The 23,363-nt window shown below is 70.1% G+C and carries 14 protein-coding genes; 5 read left to right on the top strand and 9 right to left on the bottom strand.

Annotation, left to right across the window (positions count from 1 at the left end; genetic code table 11):
• Positions 1-138 precede the first annotated feature (138 nt).
• The 8 genes from AC5R91_RS31265 to AC5R91_RS31230 form a co-directional block, all read right to left on the bottom strand.
• Positions 139-1,593 (bottom strand): NAD(P)/FAD-dependent oxidoreductase, encoded by a 1,455-nt coding sequence (locus tag AC5R91_RS31265; protein ID WP_495394873.1) that lies wholly within the window; start codon positions 1,591-1,593, stop codon positions 139-141.
• Between the two features lie 1,288 nt (positions 1,594-2,881).
• Positions 2,882-7,864: an FtsK/SpoIIIE domain-containing protein gene (locus AC5R91_RS31260; protein WP_495394872.1), complete on the bottom strand. Its 4,983-nt coding sequence runs from the start codon at positions 7,862-7,864 to the stop codon at positions 2,882-2,884.
• A 46-nt stretch (positions 7,865-7,910) separates the two neighbouring features.
• Positions 7,911-8,231, bottom strand: a complete 321-nt coding sequence (locus tag AC5R91_RS31255; RefSeq protein ID WP_495394871.1) for an immunity protein TriTu family protein — start codon at positions 8,229-8,231, stop codon at positions 7,911-7,913.
• Positions 8,232-8,429: 198 nt separating this feature from the next.
• The gene (locus tag AC5R91_RS31250) at positions 8,430-8,825 is read right to left on the bottom strand and encodes a hypothetical protein (protein WP_495394870.1); all 396 of its coding nucleotides are present in this window, start codon (positions 8,823-8,825) and stop codon (positions 8,430-8,432) included.
• Between the two features lie 2,482 nt (positions 8,826-11,307).
• On the bottom strand, positions 11,308-11,655 hold the full coding sequence (locus AC5R91_RS31245) for a hypothetical protein (RefSeq protein WP_495394869.1): 348 nt from the start codon (positions 11,653-11,655) through the stop codon (positions 11,308-11,310).
• A 108-nt stretch (positions 11,656-11,763) separates the two neighbouring features.
• A complete protein-coding gene (locus AC5R91_RS31240; protein WP_495394868.1) occupies positions 11,764-12,114 on the bottom strand; it encodes a hypothetical protein in 351 nt (116 codons plus the stop codon).
• A 1,006-nt stretch (positions 12,115-13,120) separates the two neighbouring features.
• Positions 13,121-13,384 carry a hypothetical protein gene (locus tag AC5R91_RS31235; protein ID WP_495394867.1) on the bottom strand — a complete coding sequence of 88 codons (264 nt, stop codon included), beginning with the start codon at positions 13,382-13,384 and terminating at the stop codon, positions 13,121-13,123.
• Positions 13,377-18,458, bottom strand: coding sequence for a DUF6531 domain-containing protein (locus AC5R91_RS31230; RefSeq protein ID WP_495394866.1), 5,082 nt, complete (start codon positions 18,456-18,458; stop codon positions 13,377-13,379). The genes AC5R91_RS31235 and AC5R91_RS31230 overlap by 8 nt, the downstream gene beginning before the upstream one ends.
• A 164-nt stretch (positions 18,459-18,622) precedes the next feature.
• On the opposite strand from AC5R91_RS31230, the gene AC5R91_RS31225 reads away from it, so the two are divergent.
• Positions 18,623-19,075: a hypothetical protein gene (locus tag AC5R91_RS31225; protein WP_495394865.1), complete on the top strand. Its 453-nt coding sequence runs from the start codon at positions 18,623-18,625 to the stop codon at positions 19,073-19,075.
• A 127-nt stretch (positions 19,076-19,202) separates the two neighbouring features.
• Here AC5R91_RS31225 and AC5R91_RS31220 read toward each other — a convergent pair whose 3' ends face one another.
• Complete coding sequence (locus AC5R91_RS31220; RefSeq protein ID WP_044884053.1) at positions 19,203-19,481, bottom strand: hypothetical protein; 279 nt, start codon at positions 19,479-19,481, stop codon at positions 19,203-19,205.
• Between the two features lie 464 nt (positions 19,482-19,945).
• On the opposite strand from AC5R91_RS31220, the gene AC5R91_RS31215 reads away from it, so the two are divergent.
• Genes AC5R91_RS31215 through AC5R91_RS31200 form a run of 4 tightly spaced genes read left to right on the top strand, consistent with a single transcriptional unit; the run spans position 19,946 to position 23,349 of the window.
• The gene (locus tag AC5R91_RS31215) at positions 19,946-21,190 is read left to right on the top strand and encodes a protein kinase family protein (protein ID WP_495394864.1); all 1,245 of its coding nucleotides are present in this window, start codon (positions 19,946-19,948) and stop codon (positions 21,188-21,190) included.
• The gene (locus AC5R91_RS31210; RefSeq protein ID WP_495394863.1) at positions 21,187-21,711 is read left to right on the top strand and encodes a hypothetical protein; all 525 of its coding nucleotides are present in this window, start codon (positions 21,187-21,189) and stop codon (positions 21,709-21,711) included. The genes AC5R91_RS31215 and AC5R91_RS31210 overlap by 4 nt, the downstream gene beginning before the upstream one ends.
• Positions 21,712-21,721: 10 nt before the next feature.
• Complete coding sequence (locus AC5R91_RS31205; RefSeq protein ID WP_495394862.1) at positions 21,722-22,552, top strand: vWA domain-containing protein; 831 nt, start codon at positions 21,722-21,724, stop codon at positions 22,550-22,552.
• The gene (locus AC5R91_RS31200) at positions 22,549-23,349 is read left to right on the top strand and encodes a hypothetical protein (RefSeq protein WP_495394861.1); all 801 of its coding nucleotides are present in this window, start codon (positions 22,549-22,551) and stop codon (positions 23,347-23,349) included. The genes AC5R91_RS31205 and AC5R91_RS31200 overlap by 4 nt, the downstream gene beginning before the upstream one ends.
• Positions 23,350-23,363: the final 14 nt, after the last annotated feature.

Here is a 23,363-nt window from a genome sequence, read left to right as displayed (position 1 = left end):
GTGCCTCATCCGATCGGACCGGATGCCGTGGCTCATCCGATCGGACCGGGTATCGGGGCTCATCCGATCGGACCGGGTATCGGGGCTCATCCGATCGGACCGGGTATCGGGGCAGCGGGGCGGAACGCCGGGCCCGGTTCATCGTCCCGCGACGCCACCCACCGCACGGCCCGGGTGCGCCTGGGAGTCACTGGGGTCGGCGTCGACGCCCGCCCGTCCCGGCGCCGCGGCGGGGTAGATCCCGGTCTGCTCGGTGGCGTCGATCGTGGGTGGCCGCCCGTCGGCGAAGCCTAGCTGCACGATCTGGTGCGGGATGACCAGGTCCAGGGCCCAATCCGTGAGCACCCTGACCCGATTGGACCCGTTGTTCAACGCGTACGCGTGGTACGCCCGGGTGACCACGGCCGCGGGCAGGCCGTGCAGGGTGACCCCCAGCGGGTTGGCCACCGCGTCCCGGCCGCCCAGATCGACCACGAACCCGAGATCGCGGTGCCGGTACGGCCGGGCGGTGCCGTGACCGAGGGACGCCGCCACGTTGCGGGCGGCGGCCGCGGCCTGGCGCACGGCATGCTGGGCGGTCTGACCGGCGGGGGCGCCCGAACGGGTCACGTCCGGCACGGCGGCGGCGTCGCCCAGTGCGAACAGGCCATCCACCTCAGGGACGCGGAACCAGTCGTCGACGACGAGGCGCCCGTGCGTGGTGGGCAGGCCCAGCTTGGCCACGAGCGGGCTCGGGGACACCCCCGCGCACCAGACCACCGTGTGGGTGTCGATCGTCTCGTGCTGGTCGGGGGCTTCCGCCTGGCCCAACCGGACGGTGCACTCGGTGACCTCGTTCACCGCCGTCCGCAGCCGTAGCTCGACGCCGCGGGCGGTGAGCACGTCGGCGGCCCGGCGGCCTAGCGACGGCGCCAGCTCGTGCAGCAGGCGCGGCGCGTGGTCGACAAGCACCCAGCGGACATCCTCGGCCCGCACCCGCGGGTAGTTCGCCACCGCGCGCCGGCTGAAGCGGGTCATCTGCGCGGCGAGCTCCGTGCCCGTGTACCCACCGCCGACGATCACGAAGGTGCACAGGGCGCGGCGGCGGGCGTCGTCGGTGGTGGCGTCCGCCCGCTCGAACTGCCGCAGCACGTGATCGCGCAGGTGCACGGCCTCGGCGAGGTTCTTCAGGCCGATCGCGTGCTCGCGCACGCCCGGGATGTCGAAGGTCCGCGTGACGGACCCGGGGGCCAGCACGAGCCGATCCCAGCCCAGCTCCTCGACCGTGCCGTCGCTGCCGAGCACGGTCACCGTGCGGGCCCGGGTGTCGACCGCCGCCGCATGGCCCAGGCGCAGCACGGTGCGGCGCAGCGCCCCCCGGGTGGCCACCGCCAGGTGCCGCGGCTCGACCGAGCTCGCGCAGACCTGCGGCATCAGAGAGGTGTAGAGCAGGTGGTCCACCGGCGAGACGACGGTGAGCTCCGCCGCGGACGCCGGCAGCAGACCCTCCAGCCGCCGCAGCAGCCGCAGGCCGGCGAACCCGCTGCCCACCACGACCACGCGGGACGCCCCCGGAGCCGCGGCGGACCCGGTGGCGCCGGATACGGGGGCCACCCGATCGGACGCCCTGCCAGCGCGCAGGAATCGACGCAGGGGCGCCGGCAACGACGTTGCTGCGGGCACGTTCCACCTCCGGAAGGGCCGCCCACGGCGGTAGCGAGTCGGGCGGCGGCGGGCGCGGGCGCGCAGCCGCACGGGGATGCGGACCGCGCCAGCCACCTTCCCCTGCGTGCCCGGGTATGCGGTCGGGCAACCGTTCGGCGCCGTGACCCCGCCCCCACGCCTGGCCGCTTCTGATGGGCGCGGCGGCGGGAGGCTGTCAACAGCGTTGATTATCTTGTCGTCGTCCACATATCGGAGATCAGCCGACCGGCAGGGCACGAAAACAGGCTCGCGAGGATGCCCGCGACCGGTTGGAAACGTAGTGAATGGCGACGCGAATGACGTGACTGCCATGGATGGAGCAGAGACGAGCTACCGACAGCGATCACGGTGCGGATGGGGTAGGGACCCGAAGCCGATCGCGCTCCACCACTGCTGACACGTCATTCCGCGCTGCGGACCAGGTCCACCATCTGTGGCGCAACCTCCAGTGCGGCCCTGACTTCCAGGGCATCGACCACGACGGTCGAGACGGGAATACCCAGGCGCTCCGCTCTGGAGGTCGCCCATTCCAGAACCCCAGCAGGTAGGCGTAGACATACGTCGCTGATGTCGGACTCATCTTCCAGCAGAGCGTCCAGAAACGTGTAATCATCCGCACTGTCAGGGCGGGAGCCCCACTGTCTACGTTCACGGTGACGGCCACGACTTTGCCCCTGCGAGGGCGTGAGCTCATCGGCTCTCGGGCCGCGGGAGATCCTCACAGCGTCACCACCGCCATGATCGCGATCCCCGACCCCGGCCGGCGATCCATTACGTCGAACCGGTCCGTGTAAATGCCATACGAACGGTGCTCCGCCACACTTCTATCCGTACCCATGGAAGTAATTCCTTAACTATCTGGCCTTGTACCAAAAACGTACCGACCGACCGTTGTCGAATGCTGATTCCGCGCCGACAGGAGCGTCTTCCCTGGCTGACCTCAATACTTCCACCACGAGCGTGCACCCGCTGCGCCCGCGACCGCCGAAGCCGGCTTCAGCGCATTCGGACGCCATACGGCGGGGCGGCAACATCCATGGTCGCCCGAGGCCGTGATCAGCCGAGGGTCATGCCGTCCTCTTTCTGGGCCCAGCCCCAGCCAGCCCTCACACCCCAACTCCACCAGAAATCCACACCGGGACCTACGAGCAGCTACTCGTCGAACTTGCCGGTGTCCTGGTGCCATCGGGGTGCTGGTTCAGGTCTGGACGAATCGGGTGCCGCTTGCGGAGAGCAGGAAGCCTCGGCCGCGGCCTGGTCCGCTCGGCGGGTAGGTGAGGTACCGGCCGCTGACGGGATCCGACTCGCCGGGTTCCGGCTCGAGCACGAGGCGGGTCGGCGCCGACTTGAGCCGGCTCGCGGTCCAGGTGTAGTCGGCCGTGCGCAGCTCGCCGACGCGGGCCGTCGCCACCAGGCGGACACGGGGGTGACGTTCCTGCAGGAAGGCGTTCAGGCTGTCGCCGAGCCGGGTCACGTCGTCGATGAGCAGCAGGGCGGGCCGCTGCTCGCTCGCGGCCCGCTGGGCGAGGGTCACCGCCGTGTCGAGCCCACGCACCCGGTCCGCGGCCGGGCAGCCGGCGAGCGGCGAGTCGGGGGCAGCCGCCGCGTAGATCGCCACGGCGTCACCCAGGCTCGCCCGTGTCAGCTCCGCGAGTCGGCGCAGCAGCGTGCTCTTGCCGCAGCGAGGTGGCCCGTACACCAGGGCCGGGCTGTCTTCCGCGAGGTCAAGGCACACCTGCACGACCGCGCCGTCCTGGGTGGTGAGGCCCACCGGGATCACCAGCACGTCGTCGTCCAGACGGGCGCCCCCGTCCGCGGTGAGTTCGTCCGGCTCGATCGTTGCCGGCAGGGCCCGGATGCGTCTGGGTAGGGACGCGGCGCCGGCGCCGTCCGCGCGGACGCCGTCCGTCCAGGCCCACCGCGGCGACTGACCCGGCCCGCCGGCGCCGCCGAGCAGGGTTGCGGGCACACCGGTGGGCAACGCTCCGGGCGCGGACTCGCGCGTGGTCCCGGCGGGGGAGACGGCGTCGGGGGTGGCGACCTGGACCTCCATCACCAGGTCGTTGCCGGTGGTCCACAGGCCCCGGCCGGGCACACCGCGTGGGATCGAGCGCCGTTCGATGTTGAGGTCGGCGTAGGCGTTGCGGTCCGGTAGGCGCAGGATGAGCCGCTGCGGCGCGCGAGCGGCGACCTCGTTGCGCACCCGGGTGCCGACGACGGACGCGGCCACGGCCACCTTCGACCCGGGCCCCGCGCCGATCACCGCGGCGAAGTCCTCCAGCACCGCGATCCCCTGTTTGGAGCTGACGGCCTCGTGCGCGTTCATGAAGCCACCCAGGTTGTCGATCAGGAGGATCGACTGGGCCTCGGCCGCTCGGCCCGCCGCGTCCAGCGCCCCCAGGCGGGCGATCCGGGCCCGCAGGTAGGCCAGCAGGTTCACCTGCCGCTCCCGCTCGTCACCGAGGATGACGTTGCCGGCACAGTGCGGCAGCCCGGCCAGCCCCTGCAGGTCGCCTCCGGCGAAGTCCAGCGCGTACAGGTGCAGCTCGGCCGGGGACAGCGAGGCGGTGAGACCGGTGGCGAGAACGGTCAGCGCGGTGGTGGCGCCGGCGCCCGGAGCGCCGAAGACGAGCAGGTTGCCCGCGTCGAGATGCCAGGCGACCGCGGGCTGGCGAGCGTGCTCGGACTCGTCCGGACGGTCTGCGCGAGCGAAGTACGCCGCGAGCCCGGCGGGACGCCCGGGGATCACCTCCCCCGCCCGGGCCTGGGCCACGACCTCGCCCCGTGCCAGCGACGTGGGCAGTGCCGGTGGCCAGACGTCCGCGACGGGCCGCAGCTGGCGCCGGTGCAGCGCCGACCGGTAGGCGCGCCGGACTCCGGCGATCAACGCGCCCAGCTCGGTCCGCTCCCCGGTCGCGACATTCTCGTCGTCCTCGGCACTGGTGCCGGTGCCGTCTGCGGCACCCGCGCCGCCCTTGATGGCAGTGCCGGCCCCGAGAACGGTGCCAGAGCGGCCGGTGCCGTTCGGCAGGTTGTCCACCTGCCACCAGGGCTCGTCCAGAGCGGCGGCGCCCGCCAGGTCCGCGCCGCCGGACATCGACGTGACGACGCCTGCGACATCCGCGGTAGCGATGACGGCCGCGCCGGGTGGGACGGCTGAGGCGGCGGTGGCGACCGCACTGGGCGTGGCGGTCCACATGTCGTCGTCGGGGGTGGCGGGAGCGGCGGCGGGGAGCAGCGTGAACGGTTCGAGGCGGACCGCGTCGTCCTCGGACGCGTCGACGGAGCCGGACGGGTAGCCGGCCTGGAAGGCGAGCACCTGGTTGTCGACCCGGGCCAGCCCTCGGCCGGGCACGGTGAACCGGGCGGCGTCCGGCAGGTCGATGAGGCGCAGCGAGTCCTCGACGTCGAGGAGCTTGAGGGTCATCCGCAGCTGGGTGTTGCGCTTGATCTCGTCATAGTTACGCACCGAGGCGGGGCTCTGCGTCGCGAACAGCAGGTGCACGCCGAGGGAGCGGCCCCGCTTCGTCAGGTCGATGACGGTCTGCAGCTCGTCGGGGAGCTCGTCGGCGAGGATCTGGAACTCGTCGATGATGACGATCAGTCGGGGCAGCTCACCGGCGATCTGCTCGATCTTCGCCGCGCCGCGGGCGAACAGCAGCCGTTCGCGGCGCAGCAGCTCGGTGCGCAGGTAGCGCAGTGCCCGCTCGGCCTCGTGCAGGTCGGTGTCGCTGACCAGGCCGACGCAGTGCGGCAGCCGGGTGAGCTCCTGCAGGGACGTGCCGCCCTTGAAGTCGAACAGCCCGATGATCACCTCGTCGGGCGAGTACCGCGCGGCGAGCCCGGCCACGATCATCTTCAGCAGCTCGCTCTTGCCGGATCCGGTCGCGCCGCCGAGTAGTCCGTGCGGGCCATGGCGGACGATGTCGAGCTCGAACGGCCCGTCCTCGCCGACGCCCACCGGGATCGTGAGGCTCCCCGGGTCGTGGCGGGCGGACCAGTGCGCGCGGATGGCGTCGGCAAGCCGGTCGGACGGCTGCGCCAGGTCGAACGGGACGAGGTCGGACAGCCGGACCCCGGCGGGCAGCGGCGCGTCCCGGTCGGCTACGAGCGGATCGTCGAGCCGCGCGAGCATCCGCGCGCAGCGGTGGGCGTCGTCGGCGTCGAGCGCCGCCGGGCTCGCGCCGGGTACGACCCGGCCGGTCCTGGCGTCGGCCTGCGTGACCATGCCGTCGGGGCCGAACTCGACCAGGGTGGTGGTCAGGTTGGGGGGTGGGCCGTCGACGACGATCGCCGACGCGTCGGCGGCGAGCGCGCGACGGAAGGCGAGGCTGGACCCGGGCCGCAGCCGCGGGCCGTCGACGATCAGCAGGGTACGGACCGCCTGCACCCGTTCGGGGGACGCGGCGGCCGGCAGGCTGACCGCGGGACCCCCGCCGGCGGCCCGGCCACCGGAGCCACCGCTGCCGCCGAGGCCGCCCGATCCGCCCGCCCTGCCTGGTCCTCCTGGTCCGGCGCTGCCGGCGGCGGCGAGCGAGTCCACGGCCGTCAGCCAGGCGGCGGCCTCGTCGACGGCGCGCTGCGGGTCGGCGGCGGCGTCGATGCGCCGCACCCGGAGTTCCCCGCTGGCCTCGTCCCGCAGGTGCGGGAGCCACTTGAGCCACTCCCAGTCGGCGGTGTCCTCGACCAGCAGGCCGATCCGCAGATGGGCGGGCCCCTGCGCGCAGCAGGCCTGGCAGATCGCCGCGCGGACCAGGCCCAGCACCTCCGGCCGCGGGCCGCGCAGCGTCACGAGCTCGCCGCGGTCCAGGCTGAAGGTGAGCGGGACGGGTGAGAGGCCCCCCGAACGGGCCACCCGTTCCCTGATCTCGGCGCCGGCCTGGTCCGCCCGCTCGACCGCCGGACGCCACGGCAGGTGCCCGACGGCGACGAAGACGTCCAGGAAGTCGCTGTCGGTCGGACCGCGTTCCCACAGGGTGGCGCCCAGCTGGTCGGCGGCGCGCACCCAGTCGGCGGCCGTCGGCGTGACGTCCCAGCGGCGCCGCAGCTCCTGGCGCCGGGCTTCGGCCAGCCTGGTGTCGAACGCGGCGAGGTCCGCCGCCCGCTCGGCGGCGCCGCGGCGCACCTCCCGGCGGCGGCGCAGGCGGCTTTCCACGAACGAGAACACCACGATGATCGCGCCCATCGCGGACAGGAGCGCGTACGTGAGCTGCCTGGTCATCGTGAACAGCAGGCCGGCGAGGACCAGCGGAGCGCCGAGGGACGCCCAGTTGAACGGGCTCGCCCGGCCCGGCTCCCGTGGCGTCGGCGGCAGCGTGACCACGTCCGGCCCCGGCGGTGGCACCGGACGGGCGGTGCGGTGGAATGGCACGGTCGGGCGATGCTCGGCCGGCAGGCCCAGTGCCTGGCCCGGTTGAGCCAGCCCGCCGCCCGCGCGGGCCAGGCGTACGGTGCTGCTCCCGGCGGTGAGCACCGCTCCGGGGCGCAGCACCTGGTAGTCCGCGGGGGCCTCGCCGTCCACGGTGAACCCGGCCGCCGCCCACCGGCAGGTGACCGCGTCGTCGGCCACGGTGAACTCGGCCGCCGCCTCCTGGACGCCGCCGCGTTCGAGCAGCGGCCCGTCGAACGGGTCGACGAGCAGCGAGACCTCCTGCCCCACCGGCACGGGCAGCCGCCACCCGGCGCCTGGGCCGGCGACGACCACCAGCTCCCACCCGCCGGGGTAGGACCCCGCCAGCGACCAGGGCAGCGCGTCGGACGATGCAGCACGCAGCGACGGCGCGGGGGTCCACCAGTCCGCATCCGCATCCGCATCCGACGCGACCGCATCCGACGCGGCCGCCTCGAAGCCGCCGGCTCCCGGCCCGGCCGTGGGCTCCCACCATGCATCGGCGTCGTCGCCCTGCCAGACGAACGCGCCCGCCGCGGTGAACCCGCTGCCGTACCCGGACCGGTACCCGTCCACGGGTTCGGCCGGGGCCACCTCGACGCCGTCGACGATCCCGCAGATCGCCACCGGCACCTCAGGCCCGAACGACTCCCCCGCCACCACCAGACCGAATTCGCCGAGCGGCCCGAACAGACGAAAGCCCAGCTCCCGCACAGTCGCGTCCGCCCCGACCTCCACCGACCAGTCCCGCACCCCGCCGCCCCCGGCGACCGCGCGCACCCTGACAATCATGAGGTCCGAGACCGCGGACTGCGCCCGACTGGACCGGTCGGAGGTGTCATGAGGCCGTCCAGGCCACCGCATCTTGCAGCGTGTTCACCACTCCCTGCCTCGAGGTGACCTCCCGGTTCTCCTCGCACACAGCAGCTCCGCGTGCGACGTCCAGCACCGTGAGGTCCACCTCACCAGAGTCCCAGAAGATCACGGGAGCCAGACGTGTATCCGACTCCAGATCAACCCAGGCGGCCTTCTTGGCCCGCTCCGCCGGACCAACAACCAGTTCCGCCCGGACGCCCATCCCAGCGAGCGCCTCCGATTCCCCGTCGACCCATTCGCGTACACAATCGAAACTCCACGTCACAGTCCTGCGCCCAGCCATCGTCCCACCCTGGTGAAGCTCCGCGCCGGTCCGGCGTCCAGCGCCGGCGGCAACGGGCCGAAACCGAACCCGTCTCCCCGCCTGAGCAGGCTACCCGTCCTGGTGCCGAGGCCGCCGGTGACAAACGAAAGCCCAGCTCCCGGACGGGTTGCGTCCGCCCCAGTCAACGACCCACGAAGTCATGGGACCGCGCGGGCCTCACACGTTCTCCGGGAACACCTCGAGCCGCGGGGAACGCACGGACATCAGTAGTCCGTCCGTCCGCGTGGGCGCCTCCCCCATGGTACTGATCATCAAGAGACCTCCGAGTACCGAGAGGATCAGGACGTCGTAATAGGTAAGCTCCAGGCAGCGGCCGACCAGAATGCAACCGTCCCCCTGCGGACCGCCCGGCCAGATTCCTTCTGTCAGCCCCTCCGGCTCAACCTGGATGTCCAGCCCCCACCGACAGTCATCCGGAACATCGAGCTCGACGTACACGGGCCCGGGCCGGGGAGCCTCGTCACCGCGCCACCGTCCGACCAGCGGGCCGCCACCGTACCTGAAGTTGACCAGACCGGCTGAAGGGTCGAAGCCCACCACGTCGATCTGCACCACTTTCCTTTCAGTGCGGCGCGCCGGACGACATCATCCCAGGTCGGTGAGAGCTCTGGGCTCCGACTCGGGCGGCGGCCCCCACGGGCACGGAAGTAGGCCGTGCCGTTGAAGGCTGCGGGTCTCCGGGCTGTTGTGGTATTCGAGTGGGATCTCCACCAGCGGCACCTCGCACCCGGTCGATGATCGCCTCGCCGCGACGATGCCGACATAGGGCCGCGGCCCCGGGCCAGTCCGTATCCAGGCATCCAAAGACACCTCCACGTCACCCCAGGGGTGGGCGACGGTAACCAGGACATCCGGGTACTCCTCGAGAGACAGCATCATCACCCTCCGCGGCGATGGCCAAGTTCTGAAGCCTCGCGTACTTTCGGTCCCGTGTCACCGTGATATTGGCCCGAAGACTGCCTTGACGGCCCCCGCGCCTCGGTCGATGTCCACTCGGACGTTGCCGCCACGGTGATCGGCGTAAGTCCATACTTCCCAGTCCCCGAAGTCGCGGCGCACCATCACCGGCTCCCACCACGGGAGGCCTCGCCTGGCACACTCCGCCCGCGCGATTTCCCTGGCATCCTCCTTGCTGATGTGGCCCTTCGACAGGAACAGGCATCGCGCAAGTCGGCTCATCGCAAACCCTCGTAGATTCCGTTTCTGGTAGCGCCGCCCGCCGCGCCGACTCCCGCCAGCTCCAGTACTCGGTGATCTCGTCGGATGTGTAGACGCTATACGCCAGCTCTCCTCTCGCCGACCATCCGCTCTGTACTCCAGCCTCGCTCCCCCAGGTCGCGATCCCGCCGGCGCGCCTTTCGGCGGTTGCCAGTTCGACACTGAGACCACTCGGCCCTGCACCACCCGTCACAGAACCGCCCACAATGAGGTTCTCATCAGTAAATTAATGGTAACGTTCAAAGATTTCTTCCGCTTTGGCAAGAACATCACGCACGGCCGGCATCTAGCTCTCGGGTAGAAGTGTGAATCGAATTCTTTCAATGTCATTGACCATGTCATGGAGGGCATGCTCGTCCGACCGGGCCACATTCATGAGAGAATAAGTCAGGGGCTCAAATGTGTCGTAAGCATCATCGATGCTGATTTGACCAGAAGAAACGCTAGCGCGGAGCATCCGCAACTTCCGGAGAACTTCTGAATTGCTCACTTCGTCATCACTGTCACCACTCGACCCTCCGGGCTTAGAACGACCTCTAGACTGCCACTATAGTGTATGATATTGCCGTCCTGCTGCAATACACCGTCGATGCCTCTTATGGCATCCTCGATATATTGTGGAGCGACACTGCGGCCGTAACCGCCACCAGCTTGGAATATCTGCGGAGTTCCACCGGTACTGCCCCTTCGTGCGGCCCAGGCTTGGCCGAATACCGGAGTCCGCTTGGCTGCATTCTGTCCACCGCATGTCTCGAGTACAGCCGGTTCCCGATCTGAGCGTATTGCCTGCCATCAACAGAGACCTTTGGATAGTTCTGCCAGGTCCACAGTATTTTACCTTCGGCGGCCGGGGCCAGGCTCCTGGTCGCAGCGGATCTGCGGGCCACGGCCAGGCCACCAGCACCGCCCACGCCCACATTCTCCCAGCAATACTCACTACTCCGACGTGACTGCGACTGGCGGCCAAAAAGCTATTCGCCCCATTCAATAAAATCCTCGACAGCCCGCCGGAACCAGGCGTAGAAATTGACATCAGGTAGTAGATCGGCGCACGCCCGAAGAACCGGGCCGTGACACGCCGCACGTTCTCCCGGGCGGCCCAGTACGGATCCTCCCAGCGAAAGTAGTTGCGCACCTCGTCAGCACTCTCGAACGGAACACCTGCCGGCCAGTAGTCGACTTCGTAGTTCACGATCTCGGCTTTTATTGCAGCCAACGCGCCACCCCGATCATCTGCCGTATCAAGATTTCGGAATCCGGCGAATCTTCCCGCCCGGAACCGGAAGGCGCCGCCCGGCGCCCGGCCCGGTCACGACGACCAGCGCCCACCCGCTGGGACGCGGCCCCGCCGGGGGCGTTCGCGGCCCCGACCGGGTGACCACGGCACTCGACGCCGCCGTCCCCTTCGACGTCGGGGTGTGGGCTGGCGCGGGGGTCCACCAGTCCTCGTCCGGCAGGGCCGCCGTGGGCCCACTATCGCGCGACGCCGCAGCGGGCTCCCACCAGGCCTCGCCGGTGCCGGGCCACCCATCGGGCGGGCCCGCCGCGGTGTACCCGCCCCCGTTGCCGGAGCGATTGTCGACCGCAGCCACGGCGACGCCGTCGAGGATGCCGCAGCGCGCCATCACGATCTCGGGACCGAACGACTCTTCGTCCACCAGCGGACCGGCCTCGCCCGGCCGGACGAACAGATGAAGGCCCAGTTCCCCACGGTGGCGTCGGCCCCGATGTCGACCGACCAGTCCCCCGTCGCGCCGTCCTCGGCGACCGCGCACACCCAAATGATCATCGTCTGAGCACGGCGTCCGATACCGCTCTACCCGTCATACGCGATCATGTCCTCGACAGCCTGCCGGAACCAGGCCCAGAAGGTCTCGTAGTTCCGATTGCCGTACCAGAGCTTGTCCGGGGGATCGACGGTGACAATCTTCCTCGTAGCCGGGTGCCAGCAGACGACGTCATCATTCTCCAAAAACCCGGCGAAGGGCACGAGTTGCTCGTTCGGGAACGTGTGGGCGAGGTTGGCGTAGATGACGAGTAGCGCGCGTCCCTCGATGATCTGCCAGGGCTGGAGATCGGTCAGGCCGAGTTCGACGACCCGGAGATACTCCGGCGGATAGGTGAATCCCGGCGGCAGCTCGGTCGGCGGAATCAGCTCGACCACGTCATCCTCAATCCCGTTCCGTGAAATCGGACCCATAACCAGGAGAGCCGACAAGTCAAAGCCTCACCACCGCACCCGACGGTCCCGCACCAGCCACCATCCCCCGCCCTATACGTCGAACTCGATCAGGTCTTGGATCGCCTGCCTGAACCAGGCATAAAAGTCTTTGAATTCTCCCCGCCGATGCCGACTCGAGCTCGTATAGTCATGCACTACGACGATGTTCCTTCTGGCCAGGCGCCAGCAGGCGACATCGTCATTGTCCTCCCTTTTCGCAAAGGGTACGAAACTGTCGCCAGGATAACGCTCGGCAAGTCCGTTGTATATATTGAAGAGGATGGCGCCGTCCATGAGCCACCATGGTTCGAGGTTGGTCAGCCCAAGTTCCATGATGCGCAGATATTCCTTGGGGTAAAAAAAACCCGTCGGGAGCTCCGCCATCGGTATCAGCACCGCCATATAAGCCTCCATCCAAGCCAATTATCGCAAAGCCCGAGGGATACCTGCTCAGGCCCGCCGTCCTATGCGGTGTGCTACACATCTCCCCAGTTCTTGGGAGGCTTGCAATCTCGAGCCGCGAGCCGGCCAGCCGTCGAGGTCGCTCCAGCAAGAACCCCGCGCACAGCCGCCACCTGATTCTCGGGAATCTTTCATCAGCAATACGACTCGAAAAGCGTCTCCGCCTTGTCGAGAACATCACACAGCAGACGGCTGGTTCTCGGGCAGGAGAGTGAAGCGAATTCTTTCGACATCATTGACCAGGCCATGAAGAGTGCACTCGTCCGACTTGGTCACATTTTCAAGTAAATTAGTCAGACCCTCAAAGGTGTCGTCAACCTCATCAATACTGGCCTGACCGGAAGAAATGCTCCCGCGGAGCACGCGCAACCTCTGGAGAAGATGAAGGTTCCTCACTTCGTGACCACTGTCACCACTCGACCCTCCGGATTCAGGGCGACCTCGACTGCCAATCACCTGGCCGCCGGGGACGAACATCACGCTGACGCCGGCTCCGATGACGGCGGCGGCACGGAATTAGGCCTTGCCCTTGTCACCACGGCGTTGGCCCGAAGACACCCATGACGGCCCCCGTGCCTCTGTCAACGAACACTTGGATGTTTCCGCCGCGGAAATTGGCATGAGTCCATACGTGCCAGTTTCCGAAGTGGCGATACACCTTCACGGGCTCCTCCCAGATGAGGTCTCGCCTGGCGCACTCAGCTCGCGCGAGCTCCATGGCATCGTCCTTGCTGATGTTGCCCTTCGACAGGAACAGGCATCGCGTAAATCGGCTCATCGCACACCCCCGTAGATTTCGCAGCCGGCAGCACCGACTCCCGTCAGCTCCGCGCCCAGTCAGGGGATCCGTACGTAGTTGTTGGTGATCGGGAACTTGAGGCCCTGCCACAGGCTGCCCGTACCATAGGTCTCGGCGGCGACCTCCTCGGCATATCGGTTCTTTACATCAGCGGTAACGCTCGAAAATTAATTCTGCTTTAGCGAGAACATCACACACCGCCTGCGGTTGATTCTCAGGTAGACGACCAAATTGAATTAGTTCGATATCGTTGACCATCTCGTGGAGAGCCCGCGCGTCCGACCGAGTAACATCACGGATAGCATAAGTGAGCCCCTCAAAGGCCGCATGAGCATCACCGATATCAATTTGACCGGAAGAAACGCTCATGCGGAGCGCCTGCAGTTCTTCAAAAATTCCCGGATCAATCATTCGCCATCACAGTTACCACTCTACCCTCCGGGCTTAGGACGACCTTGAGACTGCCGCTACAGTGTACGATATTACCGTTCTCCTGGACAATAACGTCGGTGCTTTTTATGACATCCTCGACGTACTGCGGGGCGACACTGCGCCCATAGACGCCGCCAGCTTGGACGATCTGGGGGGTATTGCCAGTCCTGCCACCTTCGTACGGCCCGGGGTTGGCCGAATACCGGAGTCCACTCGGCTGCATTCTGTCCACCGCGTGCCTCGAGTAAAGACGGCTCCCGACCTGGGCATATTCCCGGCCGTCGACGAGGACCTTCGGATAGTTCTGCCAGGTCGTCCAGAGAATTTTATCCTCGGCGACCGTCGGTGCTGCTGGCCGTACCAGGCGTCGGCTGCCGATACCGCCGAGGCCGCCGGTTGCAGTGCTGAAGGCCAGCTCGCCGATATCAAGGTGGCCGGGATGGGTGAGTTCCTGCGCGACGAGGTCTCCGGATGCTCCGGCCAGTGCACCCGACCCGCCCGCTGCCAGATATCCGGCCTGCGGGGCAAGTCTGGCGGTGGCCCCGCCGACGCCGCCGCCGACTCCGCCGGCGATTCCGGCGATGGCAATGGACTTGGGATCGACGTTGCCGGTGACGAGTCCGAGGCCGCCCGAGGTGGCGGCGCCGATGAGGATGCCGGCGCCGATTGCCTGGCCGCCGGGGACGAACATCAGGCCGACGCCGGCGGTGATGACTCCGGCGGCGGCCAGGCTTCCCCAGGGGTCTTCCCTGATGTTGTCCCAGACTTTCCCGAACGTGTTCTTGCTTTCGTGGGACCGATACTTGTCGTAGTCCTTGTCGGACAGTGGGCGCAGACCGGTCGGGTCCAGCATTCCGACCGGGTCGTTCCACGCCTGGTGGTACGGGTTCGCCGCGCCCGGCATCCCGGGAACATGCTCGAGCGGATCCGGCGACAGGAAAGACCGTGTCTGCGGGTCGAGGATCCGGGCGCGCTGCCAGAGCAGGCCGTCGAAGGCGAGTTCGCCGCGGTAACCCAGCCCGACCGGGTCACCGCCGACCGGTGACGGCCCGCGCGCGGCCTGCCCGGTGTCGCGCCCGGGAAGCAGGTCTCCCCAGGGGTCATGGCTGCCGACCGAGCCCTGCCAGTCGGTGTCGTGCCAGCGGCCACGTCCGGCGCTGTTCCCCGACGGGGGCGTGCGTGCTGCGGACGACTCCCGGTCGATCACACCGATGGCTGACCCGGCGCGGACGAACGTGCGCTCACCGAGGCTGTGGACCTGCCCCGGCCAGGTCACCGGGTCCCAGCGGACCGTCGTGGCGTCGATCTGCAGCAGCTCGCCGAGGGCGTCGGTGACCAGGCGAGTCGTCCGCTCCCTCGGCGCTCCGCCGCCGACGGCGCCCGACGGGGTGTGGCTGACCTCGGCGAGCCCACCCAGGGCGTCCCAGCCGTACCGGGTCGCACCCGACGGACCGTCCGCCGCCACCCGCCGGCCGCCCGCGTCATACCGGTAGCGGGTCACCTCGGCCGCACCCAGGCGGCGTTCGACCAGCTGGCCGGCAGCATCGTAAGTGGACCGGAGGACGCCTGCCGGGTCGCCGCGGTCCTCGGCGACGAGACGTCCGCCCAGGTCCCAGGTCAGGGTCTGGGTCCCCCACGGCCCCTCGGCGGTGACCAGCTGGCCGGCTGCGTCGTAGCCGAAGCGCATCTCGCGGCCACCCTCGACGACCCGGGTGATCCGACCCGCGGCGTCGCGTTCCACTGTTCTGTCCGATGCGCTGATCCGCCCGTCGGCGTCCCGATCGATCCGCCGCACGCCGAGCGCCGGGTGCCCGACGGAGCGCAGGTAGCCGTCGTCGTCGTAGTCATGGCGCACCGGCGGCGCGCCCGCCTGGCCCAGCCGGACGCAGCGGTCGTCCGCGTCGTACTCCCAGGTGAGCCGGCCCGCCGCGGTCGTGCGAGAGACCAGCCGACCGGCCGCGTCGTAGGTCAGGGAGACGCCCCGGTCGGATCCCGTCGCATCAGCCCGTGCCGTGGCCCTGATCAGGCGGCCGGCGGCATCGTGGTCGAAACGAGTCCGGGGCTCGGCGTCGTCGAGGAGACCTTCGCCCACCAGCCGGCCGGCCGCGTCCCGCCACCACCGTTGGCCGACGCCGTCCGCACCACGCCAGGTCTGGACCGCACCGTCGCTGGTCCGGGTGACGGTGGTGGTCCGGCCGAGGGGGTCGGTCGTGGCGGTCAGGCGGCCGACGGAGTCGTGGCGCAGTTCGTGGCGGCCGCCGAGGGGGTCGGTCCAGGCGGACAGCTGGCCGCGGGTGTCGTAGGTGTAGCGGGTGACAGCGCCGAGCGGGTCGGTGGCGCTGGTCAGGGCGCCGCGGGCGTCGTAGGTGTAGCGGCGGGAGGCGCCGGTGCCGTCGGTGACGACCACGGGCAGGCCGAGCGGGTTGTGCTCGATCGTCGTGCGCCGCTGGCCCGGGCGGGTCACCGCGACGACCCGGCCGTACGCGTCGTACTCCCAGGTCGTCTCGCGGCCCGCGGGAGTGACGAGCGCGGTCAACCGGCCCGCGGCATCCCGCCGGTAGCGGGTGCGTGCTCCGGACGGGCTGGTGGTCTGGATCCAGCGGCCGGCCCGGTCGTAGCCGTAGGTCTCGCGCCGGCCGAGCGGGGTGGTGACGGCGGCGAGGCGGCCGCCGGGAGTCCATTCGAGCGTGCGCCGCCCGCCGAGCGGGTCGGTGACGGCCACCACCCGTCCGCGCGGGTCATGCCCGTAGCGGGTGGCGGCACCCGCCGGGTCCGTTTCGGCGACGACCGCGCCGGCCGGGTCGTACGCGCGCTGCCAGACCCGCCCGTCCGGACTGGTCCGGCGCACCGGACGGCCGGCCTCGTCGTACTCGACCCGCCACTCGTGGCCCTCGGCGTCGGACTCGACGGTCGGGCGGCCGTCCGGGTCGTAGCCCCGGCGGAACGTCGCACCAGCCGGATCGCTCAACGCGACCAGCCGGCCGAGGCCGTCGTGGTCGAAGTGGAACTTCTCCCCGTCGGGGGCGACGATCAGCGCGGTGTTGCCGAACAGGTCGTACTCGAAGCCGAGCATCGAGCCCAGCGGGTCGGTGACCTGCTCGACCCGCCCGTGCGGACCGTACGTCGAACCCCACCGGCCCCCGGCCGGGTCGACGTAGCCATCGGGACGGCCCGCGGCGGTGTAGTGGTACTCGCTGCCTGCCCCGTCCGGGCCATGCTCGCGCACCACCCGCCCGGCGTCGTCGTTCTCCCACACCCGGGTCTGCCCCGCCGGCCCGGTGATCCCCACCAGCCGGCCGGCCGCGTCGTAGCGCAGCCGGGTCCTCCCACCACCCGCGACCCGCACATCAATGAGCTGGGCGTCGTCGTCCCAGCGGAACCGCGTCGTGACGCCGTCCGGATCAATGACACAGGTCGGCAGATCATCATCGCTGACCGTGATCCGGGTCAACGCACCCGCCGCATCAACGATCTCCACCGGAGTACGGCCGGTGCCGGCATAGACCCACCGGGTCAGATGGCCACGCGGATCGGTGTAGCCGGTCAGCCGGCCCAGGGCATCCCACGACCAGCGTTCGGTGATGCCGCACGGACCCGCGCGATGGACAAGGTTGCCCTCATCGTCGTAGTCCATCGACCACCGGGCACCGGAACGTTCCTCCACACCGCGCAGCCGACCGGCGTCGTCGAACACCCGGTGAAACGGACGATCCGCATCGTCGACGACGCTCACCAACCGACCGGCCGAGTCGTGCCGATACTCGTTGATCGCCCCACCCGCAGCGTCCGTCACCAGAGTGCGACGGCCCTCGCGATAGGCGAACTGGACGAGGCGGCCCTCGGGGGTCAGCTGGGTCAACACCCGGCCGGCGTCGTCGTAGGTGTTACGCACCAACGTCACACCATCGGCGTCGACGACCTCAACGAGCGGGCCGGTACCGCCCCCACCGGCGCTGTGGTCCGCACCAGTACCAACCCCGACCCCGACGCCGGCATCGTCGGCACCGGCATCGTCGGCACCGGCATAGCGATAACGCCGAGAACCCTGCGGACCACCATCAACCCCGACCAGACAGGCATGCTCGTCGTAGCTGTAACGCACCACCCGGCCATCACTGGCCCGCACCGACGTGACCAGCCCGGCCGCGTCATCCCAGCCAAGCTCGACCCACCGGCCCGAACGGGGGTGCGAAAGCCTGGTCAGCCGCAGGTCAGCCCAGGTCAGCAACAGCTCCGACCGGTCGGCACGGACCCGCACCGGCCGACCCGCCGCGTCATACCACCAGGTCTCCCCGGAACCGCGGGTGAAACGGAAACCAGTACCGTCGGCGTGCAGCGTCGCGCCCAGCAGCGGCAGTTCGGTCGGCCGGTCCACCCTGGGGCGCGCCAGCAGACAGTGCGCGCCGTCCGGGGCGCGCCACTCGATCTGCTCGGCGCCCTCGACCCGCTCGTCACCCTCGACTCGCTCGTCACCGAGGTCCAGCGCGGTGTCGGCCCAGCTGGACCACCCGCGCCCGTGCGCGCCGAGCCGCTCATGAGCACGGGAGTTGTAGGTCCGCTGCCAGCTGGCCGGCGCCACCCGGCCGGGTAGCGGCAGGTCGAGTTCCTGCTCGACGAGGTTGCCGTTGGCGGTGCACACCGGGTCGTCGACGAAGCCGCTGTCCGGTGTGTGGCCCAGCAGCGTCGGGTCGTCGATGGTCAGCGAGGCCGTCGGCAGCGCACCGATGCCGGCCGCCCTCAGACCGGCGGCGATCCGGCTGTCGTCGACCGTGACCGGACCGGCGGCCGTGCCCGCGGAACCACTGTCCGCGGCGACGAACGCGTCCCTCACCGTGGCGACGAAACGGTCCCGCTCCTCGGCGTCGCTCAGGTGCGAACTTAATTTCGCCCACAGATCCGGATGCGAAAGACTGTACTGCGCCCCGAACCGGGCGAGCACGTCGTCGTAATAGGCCCGCACACCGCTCGCCGCCGCCGCCAGCGTCGTACGAGCCGCGGTGGCATCCGTCACATAGGTGCCCAGGTCCTCAGGATCCGCGGAACTGGTCGCCACGACGCTCTTCCTCTCTCCCCGCTCCTTCGCGAGGCCGGGTCCCCATCCACCGACCGAGGACCCCGCGGATCCGAACAAAGTTTTCCGCGGTCGTCCGTGCCCGTCCTAGTGCCGGAGCCCTACAATGCCCCGAGCGTTCCGCTGATTCCCGGGGGAGGCCCAGGATGGATGTTCATGGCGGCCAGCACGTGGTCTTCGACTTCGACGGCGCGCTTGAGCTGGCCAGACGGCTGTGGGGCCTGGCCGACGGCGTCGACACCTTCCGCGGAAAGCGGGACACCGCCGCGACCACGGCCCTGCGCCACTGGCAGGGCCGTTATGCCACGGAGTTCCGCGGCAGTGTGACCACCGAACAGGGCGGTGACACACATCTCAGTACCGCGATGCGAGGTGACGCCCGCGCCCTGGCCGTTCTGTGGAGCCAGGCGATGACGGAGGAGGCGAGAGTCCGATACGCCGACAACGTCACCGAGAAAAAGCAGCACCGGAGCTTCTTCCATCGCGTCGAGGACGCGGTGTTCGGTTCCGACGAGGACTACGGACCCGAGCCCGAGCCGTTCGCCGTGCCGCAGCCGCCCGCCTTCACCGCGACGGGCTGCCTCCCGGTCTACGGCTAGGAACCGCACCCCGTGCCGGCGGCCGTCGGCGGCAGTACCTCCCAGGAGCGCCTGCCGCGCAGGGTGCCACCGGCACCGGCACCGGCTCGTCGCCTGGCGGCGGGGCGGGCGGGCGTCGGCACGTCGCTCAGTTGCCGCCCGCATTCATGATGTCCGTGTTGATCTGGCTGACCTTCTGCTGCAGCGCGCCAAGCTGGGTGACCGCGTTGTCCAGCGCCGTCTTGGTCTGCGGCCAGATGTCAGCCCGGAACTGAACGGCGAGGCCGCCGTCCCAGTTGTTCGGGTCACTCAGCAGCTGACCTTCGCGTTCCAGGTTCTGGATCTCCTGGCTGAGCCCGGAGTTGATGATCTGCTGCATACGCCCGATCGCATCGCGCGCCGTGTCAGTGGAGACAACCCGAGCCATCGATCCTGCTCCCCCTGCGAGACGATTCCGTCGCCGACGCCATCATCATAACCACACTCATCTCCTCGGCCGGCGCCTCGTCCTGGCGGCGCCATATCTTTCCTGTTGAACGGCATCGCAGCCCGGACGGACGCCCGCGCCGGCCACCCGAGCAGGCGATTGCGAGTGGACAAACGGCGGTAACGGGTTGGCCGTCCAGATGACCTTGGCGGCCGGTTCCAAGATTCGTGCGCGTTCGAACGGTGGACGCTCTCGCCGGCGCCCGGCTATAGTCGGCCAGCAATGGTGTTGGCCGTTCCCGCGCTGGCCCGGTAGCGCGGTCCCGGCCCGGGTGAATGTGTATACGGGCAGCTCCGGCCGCCGACCGCCACGAGGCCGGGAATTCCGATGACGTTGCTTCCGGGGTCGGCGCGCATTCGGGTGTCGCCGCTGTCCGCTGTCCGCCGGAGACAATGGTGAGTGGTGTGCGTATCTGGCCAGATGACGGGCAGTTCGAGGCGGCGGTCGCGCGCGGCTCGTACTGGCATCCGCGCCTGACCGGCGTCACCTTCGATCGGGAGGGCCCTGCCGGGCTGGGCCGGGCCGATGCCGGCGGCGACGGGTCCGGGCCGCTGCTGCACGCGCTCGGCGCGTCGGCGGTCGTCTTCTTCGGCCGTCGCGGCCCGCAGGGCGTGGCGCTGCGCTGCCCGACCCGTGACCTGGGCGCCGGTGCGACCCGTCGCTACGAGAAGCTCGCTGCCCGGCGAGCCGCCCAACCGCTGCTGGCCGCCGCGATCGCCGAGGCGGAGTGGATCGACCAGGGCGTCGAGATCGACGGCACCTGGTGGCCGGTGATCGTCATGGAGCGGGTGGAGGGCCGGTCGCTGGCCGGCGAGGTGGAACACGTGCTCGAGAAGGACCCGGCCGGGCTGCGCGGCCTGGCCTGGAACTGGGCCGAGTTCGTCGCCGCGCTCGGGGCGGCCGACGTGGCGCACGGCGACCTGCAGCAGAACAACATCTTCGTCACCGGGGACGGGCAGCTGAAGGCGGTCGACCTGGACGGCGTCTGGCTGCCGGCCGTCGCCCACCTGCCGCCGGACGAGACCGGTCATCGGCACTACCAGCATCCCCGGCGGCGGCGCGGCGACTGGGGCCGTACCGTCGACACGTTCTCCGCCCTGGTCATCTACCTTTCCCTGCGCGCGCTGGCCGTCGAGCCGGACCTCTGGGGGCTTTACCACAACGGCGAGAACCTGGTGTTCACCGACGACGATCTCGCGCATCCCGACCAGACCCCGCTGTGGGACCGGCTGAACAGCAGTCCCGGCCAGGACGTCCGTCGGCTCGTGCCGCTGCTGCGGGAGCTCTGCCACGGCCCGGCCGACTCCGGCCGGGACCTGGCCGGCCTGCTGGACGGGTATCGCCAGGTCCGGTCGGAGGGGCTCCTGCGGCCGGCATCGTTCCTCCGTCCCGCCGGGCACGACGACGTCAAACGCTGGTGGGACGAGCCCGAGGCGGCCCCGCCGGATCCCGACGCCACCTGGTCCTGGCCCGGCGAGGCGGACGTCGGCGCCGGCCTGGCCGAGTACAGCGACGCGAACGAGGGTGATGGCTCGGCCCGGTCGGGCCCGGCGCGCGCGCTCGCCTACGTCACCGTGTTCCTCACCGTCTTCGGTGTCGTCTTCGTCATCGTGTACCGCACCGGACTGCTGCGGGCGCTGGTCTCTTGACATCCTCCCCCGACTACGCCCTGGGAGTCGCCCTGATGCCGCTGACCCGCCTCGTGACCCGCCTCGTGACCCGCCTCGTCCTGCGGACCGCGCGGGCAGACGCCAGGTCCGGTCAGCCGCGTCCGACCGGCCGGCCGGACACCTCCGCCGGTCAGGAGCCGGCGACCGCACGATCCGACCCCTCGGCCGACCACCCCGGCGGCCACCCCGGCGGCCGGGACGGGGACCGGACCCGGGTCGGCCGCACCGCCGTCGAGGGGAACGGAGAGCGGGCCAGGGCGCGGGCCGGTGGGCCGCCCCGGCCATCGGGCCCGGCGGACCGTGGCTGGCGGCTGCTGGACGACCCGATCTGCCCGCACTGCGGCACCGATCACGCGATCATCGCGGACTACTACTGCGACCACTGCGACCATGCGTGGACGATCGAGCCCGGCGACCCCTGGCCGGACCTCCTGGTCGATCCGACCGCCCCCATCCCCCGACGACCCCTGCCCCTCGACGACCCTCCGTCCCACCGCTAGGAGCCGGTCCGTGCCCTACTCCCAGTCGATCGACCGCACCACCCCGGGTTGCGTGATCTTCCTGTTGGACCAGTCCGACTCGATGAACCTGCCGGTCGGCGGCCGCCCCAACGTGTCGCGGGCCGAGTTGCTGGCCGACATCGTCAACGACACCATCGCCATGATCATGCGGCGGTGCCGGAAGGTGCACACCGAGCCGACTCCGCGGGCCTACTACGACCTGGCCGTGCTCGGCTACTGCGGGCAGGAGGTGCGCTCGCTGCTGGACGGTCCGCTGACCGGCCAGTGGCTCGTGTCGATCCCGGAGCTGTTCTCCTCGGTGCTGCGGCACGAGGAACGGGACGGACGTTCCAAGCCCGTCTGGGTGGAACCCTTCGCGTCCGGTCCCACGCCGATGTGCCTGGCTCTCAACCAGGCCGGTCGGCTGGCCAGCGGCTGGGCCTCGGGGCACCAGCGGTCCCACCCGCCGATCGTCGTCAACATCACCGACGGGATGGCGACCGACGGGGACGGCGACGAGGTGCGCACCTGGGCCGACCGGCTGCGCTCGCTGCGCACCCGGGACGGGGACCTGCTGCTGTTCAACGTGAGCCTCTCCGACGGCCTGTCGGCCTCGGTGCGTTTCCCGGCCAGCCCCGCGGAGCTGCCCGCGGGCGACGAGTTCGTCCGTCTGCTGTTCGACATCTCCAGCGAGATCCCGGAGGAGATGCGCAAACGGGCGGAATCCAGCACCAACGTCAGTCTCTCCGCCGGGTCCCGCGGTTTCGTGGCGAACGCGGCGCCCGACGACCTCGTGCTGGCGCTGCGGGTCGGCACCAGCCTGACCGACGACCGTCGGTGACCGCCGGCCGGCGGGACCTCGCGCGCCCGCAGGCGCCGCTGCGGTGCAGTGCGAGGATCCTGCGGCTACCGAAGAACGAGATCGACCCGATCGAGGACGGCGCGGCCGCGAGCGAACGCGACGGTCGGTTCGCCGTCGCCGACGGCGCGTCGGCCGGACGCGACGTGCACCTGTGGGCGCAGGCGCTGGTCCGCGCCTACGTCCGCCAGCCGCCCGCGGGCCAGGCCAGCGACGCCGACCTGCGGGAATGGTTCCTCGCCGTGGCCAGGCAGCACGCGGTCACCCTTCCCCAGGCGGTCGGGCCCAGCTGGCTCGACGAGGGTCCCGGCGCGGTGACCAGCGCCTACGCCACGTTCCTCGGGCTGCAGCTCATGTTCGACGACCAGGGCCGCGCAGCCTGGAAGGCAATTGCCATCGGTGACTCCTGCCTGCTGCAGGTAACCGCCGCCGGTGTGCTCACGGCCTTCCCGCTGGCCGCCCCGGAACAGTTCTCCGACACCCCGCGACTGGTGCCGGGCCAGCCCGACCTGCTCGCGGCCAGTATGGACTCCGCCGGGGTGGAACGGGCCTCGGGCTCGGTGGCCGCGGGTGACACCCTGCTGCTCGCCACGGATGCCGTCGCCCGCTGGCTGTTCACTCTGGCCCTCCACGACCTCGGCGCGCTACATCGGGTCATCCGCAGCCCGCGCGACGACCTGCGCGACCATCTCGCCGCGCAGCGGGCTATCGGCGCAGTGGACAAGGACGACCTCACCCTCCTCACCGTCCGCCTGCGCGCCAGTCCACGCAGCCGGTGATGGGTGGGTCGGGC

It is taken from the genome of Frankia sp. BMG5.60, assembly GCF_059428125.1.
Note: the sequence above shows the minus strand (reverse complement) of the source record. Positions and strands in the feature narration are given on the sequence as shown.

Bases quoted from the DNA above. Each gene is read 5' to 3' on its own strand.
- AC5R91_RS31260 (WP_495394872.1), bottom strand. From the start codon at position 7,864: ATGATTGTCAGGGTGCGCGCGGTCGCCGGGGGCGGCGGGGTGCGGGAC.
- AC5R91_RS31255 (WP_495394871.1), bottom strand. From the start codon at position 8,231: ATGGCTGGGCGCAGGACTGTGACGTGGAGTTTCGATTGTGTACGCGAA.
- AC5R91_RS31240 (WP_495394868.1), bottom strand. From the start codon at position 12,114: ATGGCGGTGCTGATACCGATGGCGGAGCTCCCGACGGGTTTTTTTTAC.
- AC5R91_RS31235 (WP_495394867.1), bottom strand. From the start codon at position 13,384: ATGATTGATCCGGGAATTTTTGAAGAACTGCAGGCGCTCCGCATGAGC.
- AC5R91_RS31225 (WP_495394865.1), top strand. From the start codon at position 18,623: ATGGATGTTCATGGCGGCCAGCACGTGGTCTTCGACTTCGACGGCGCG.
- AC5R91_RS31220 (WP_044884053.1), bottom strand. From the start codon at position 19,481: ATGGCTCGGGTTGTCTCCACTGACACGGCGCGCGATGCGATCGGGCGT.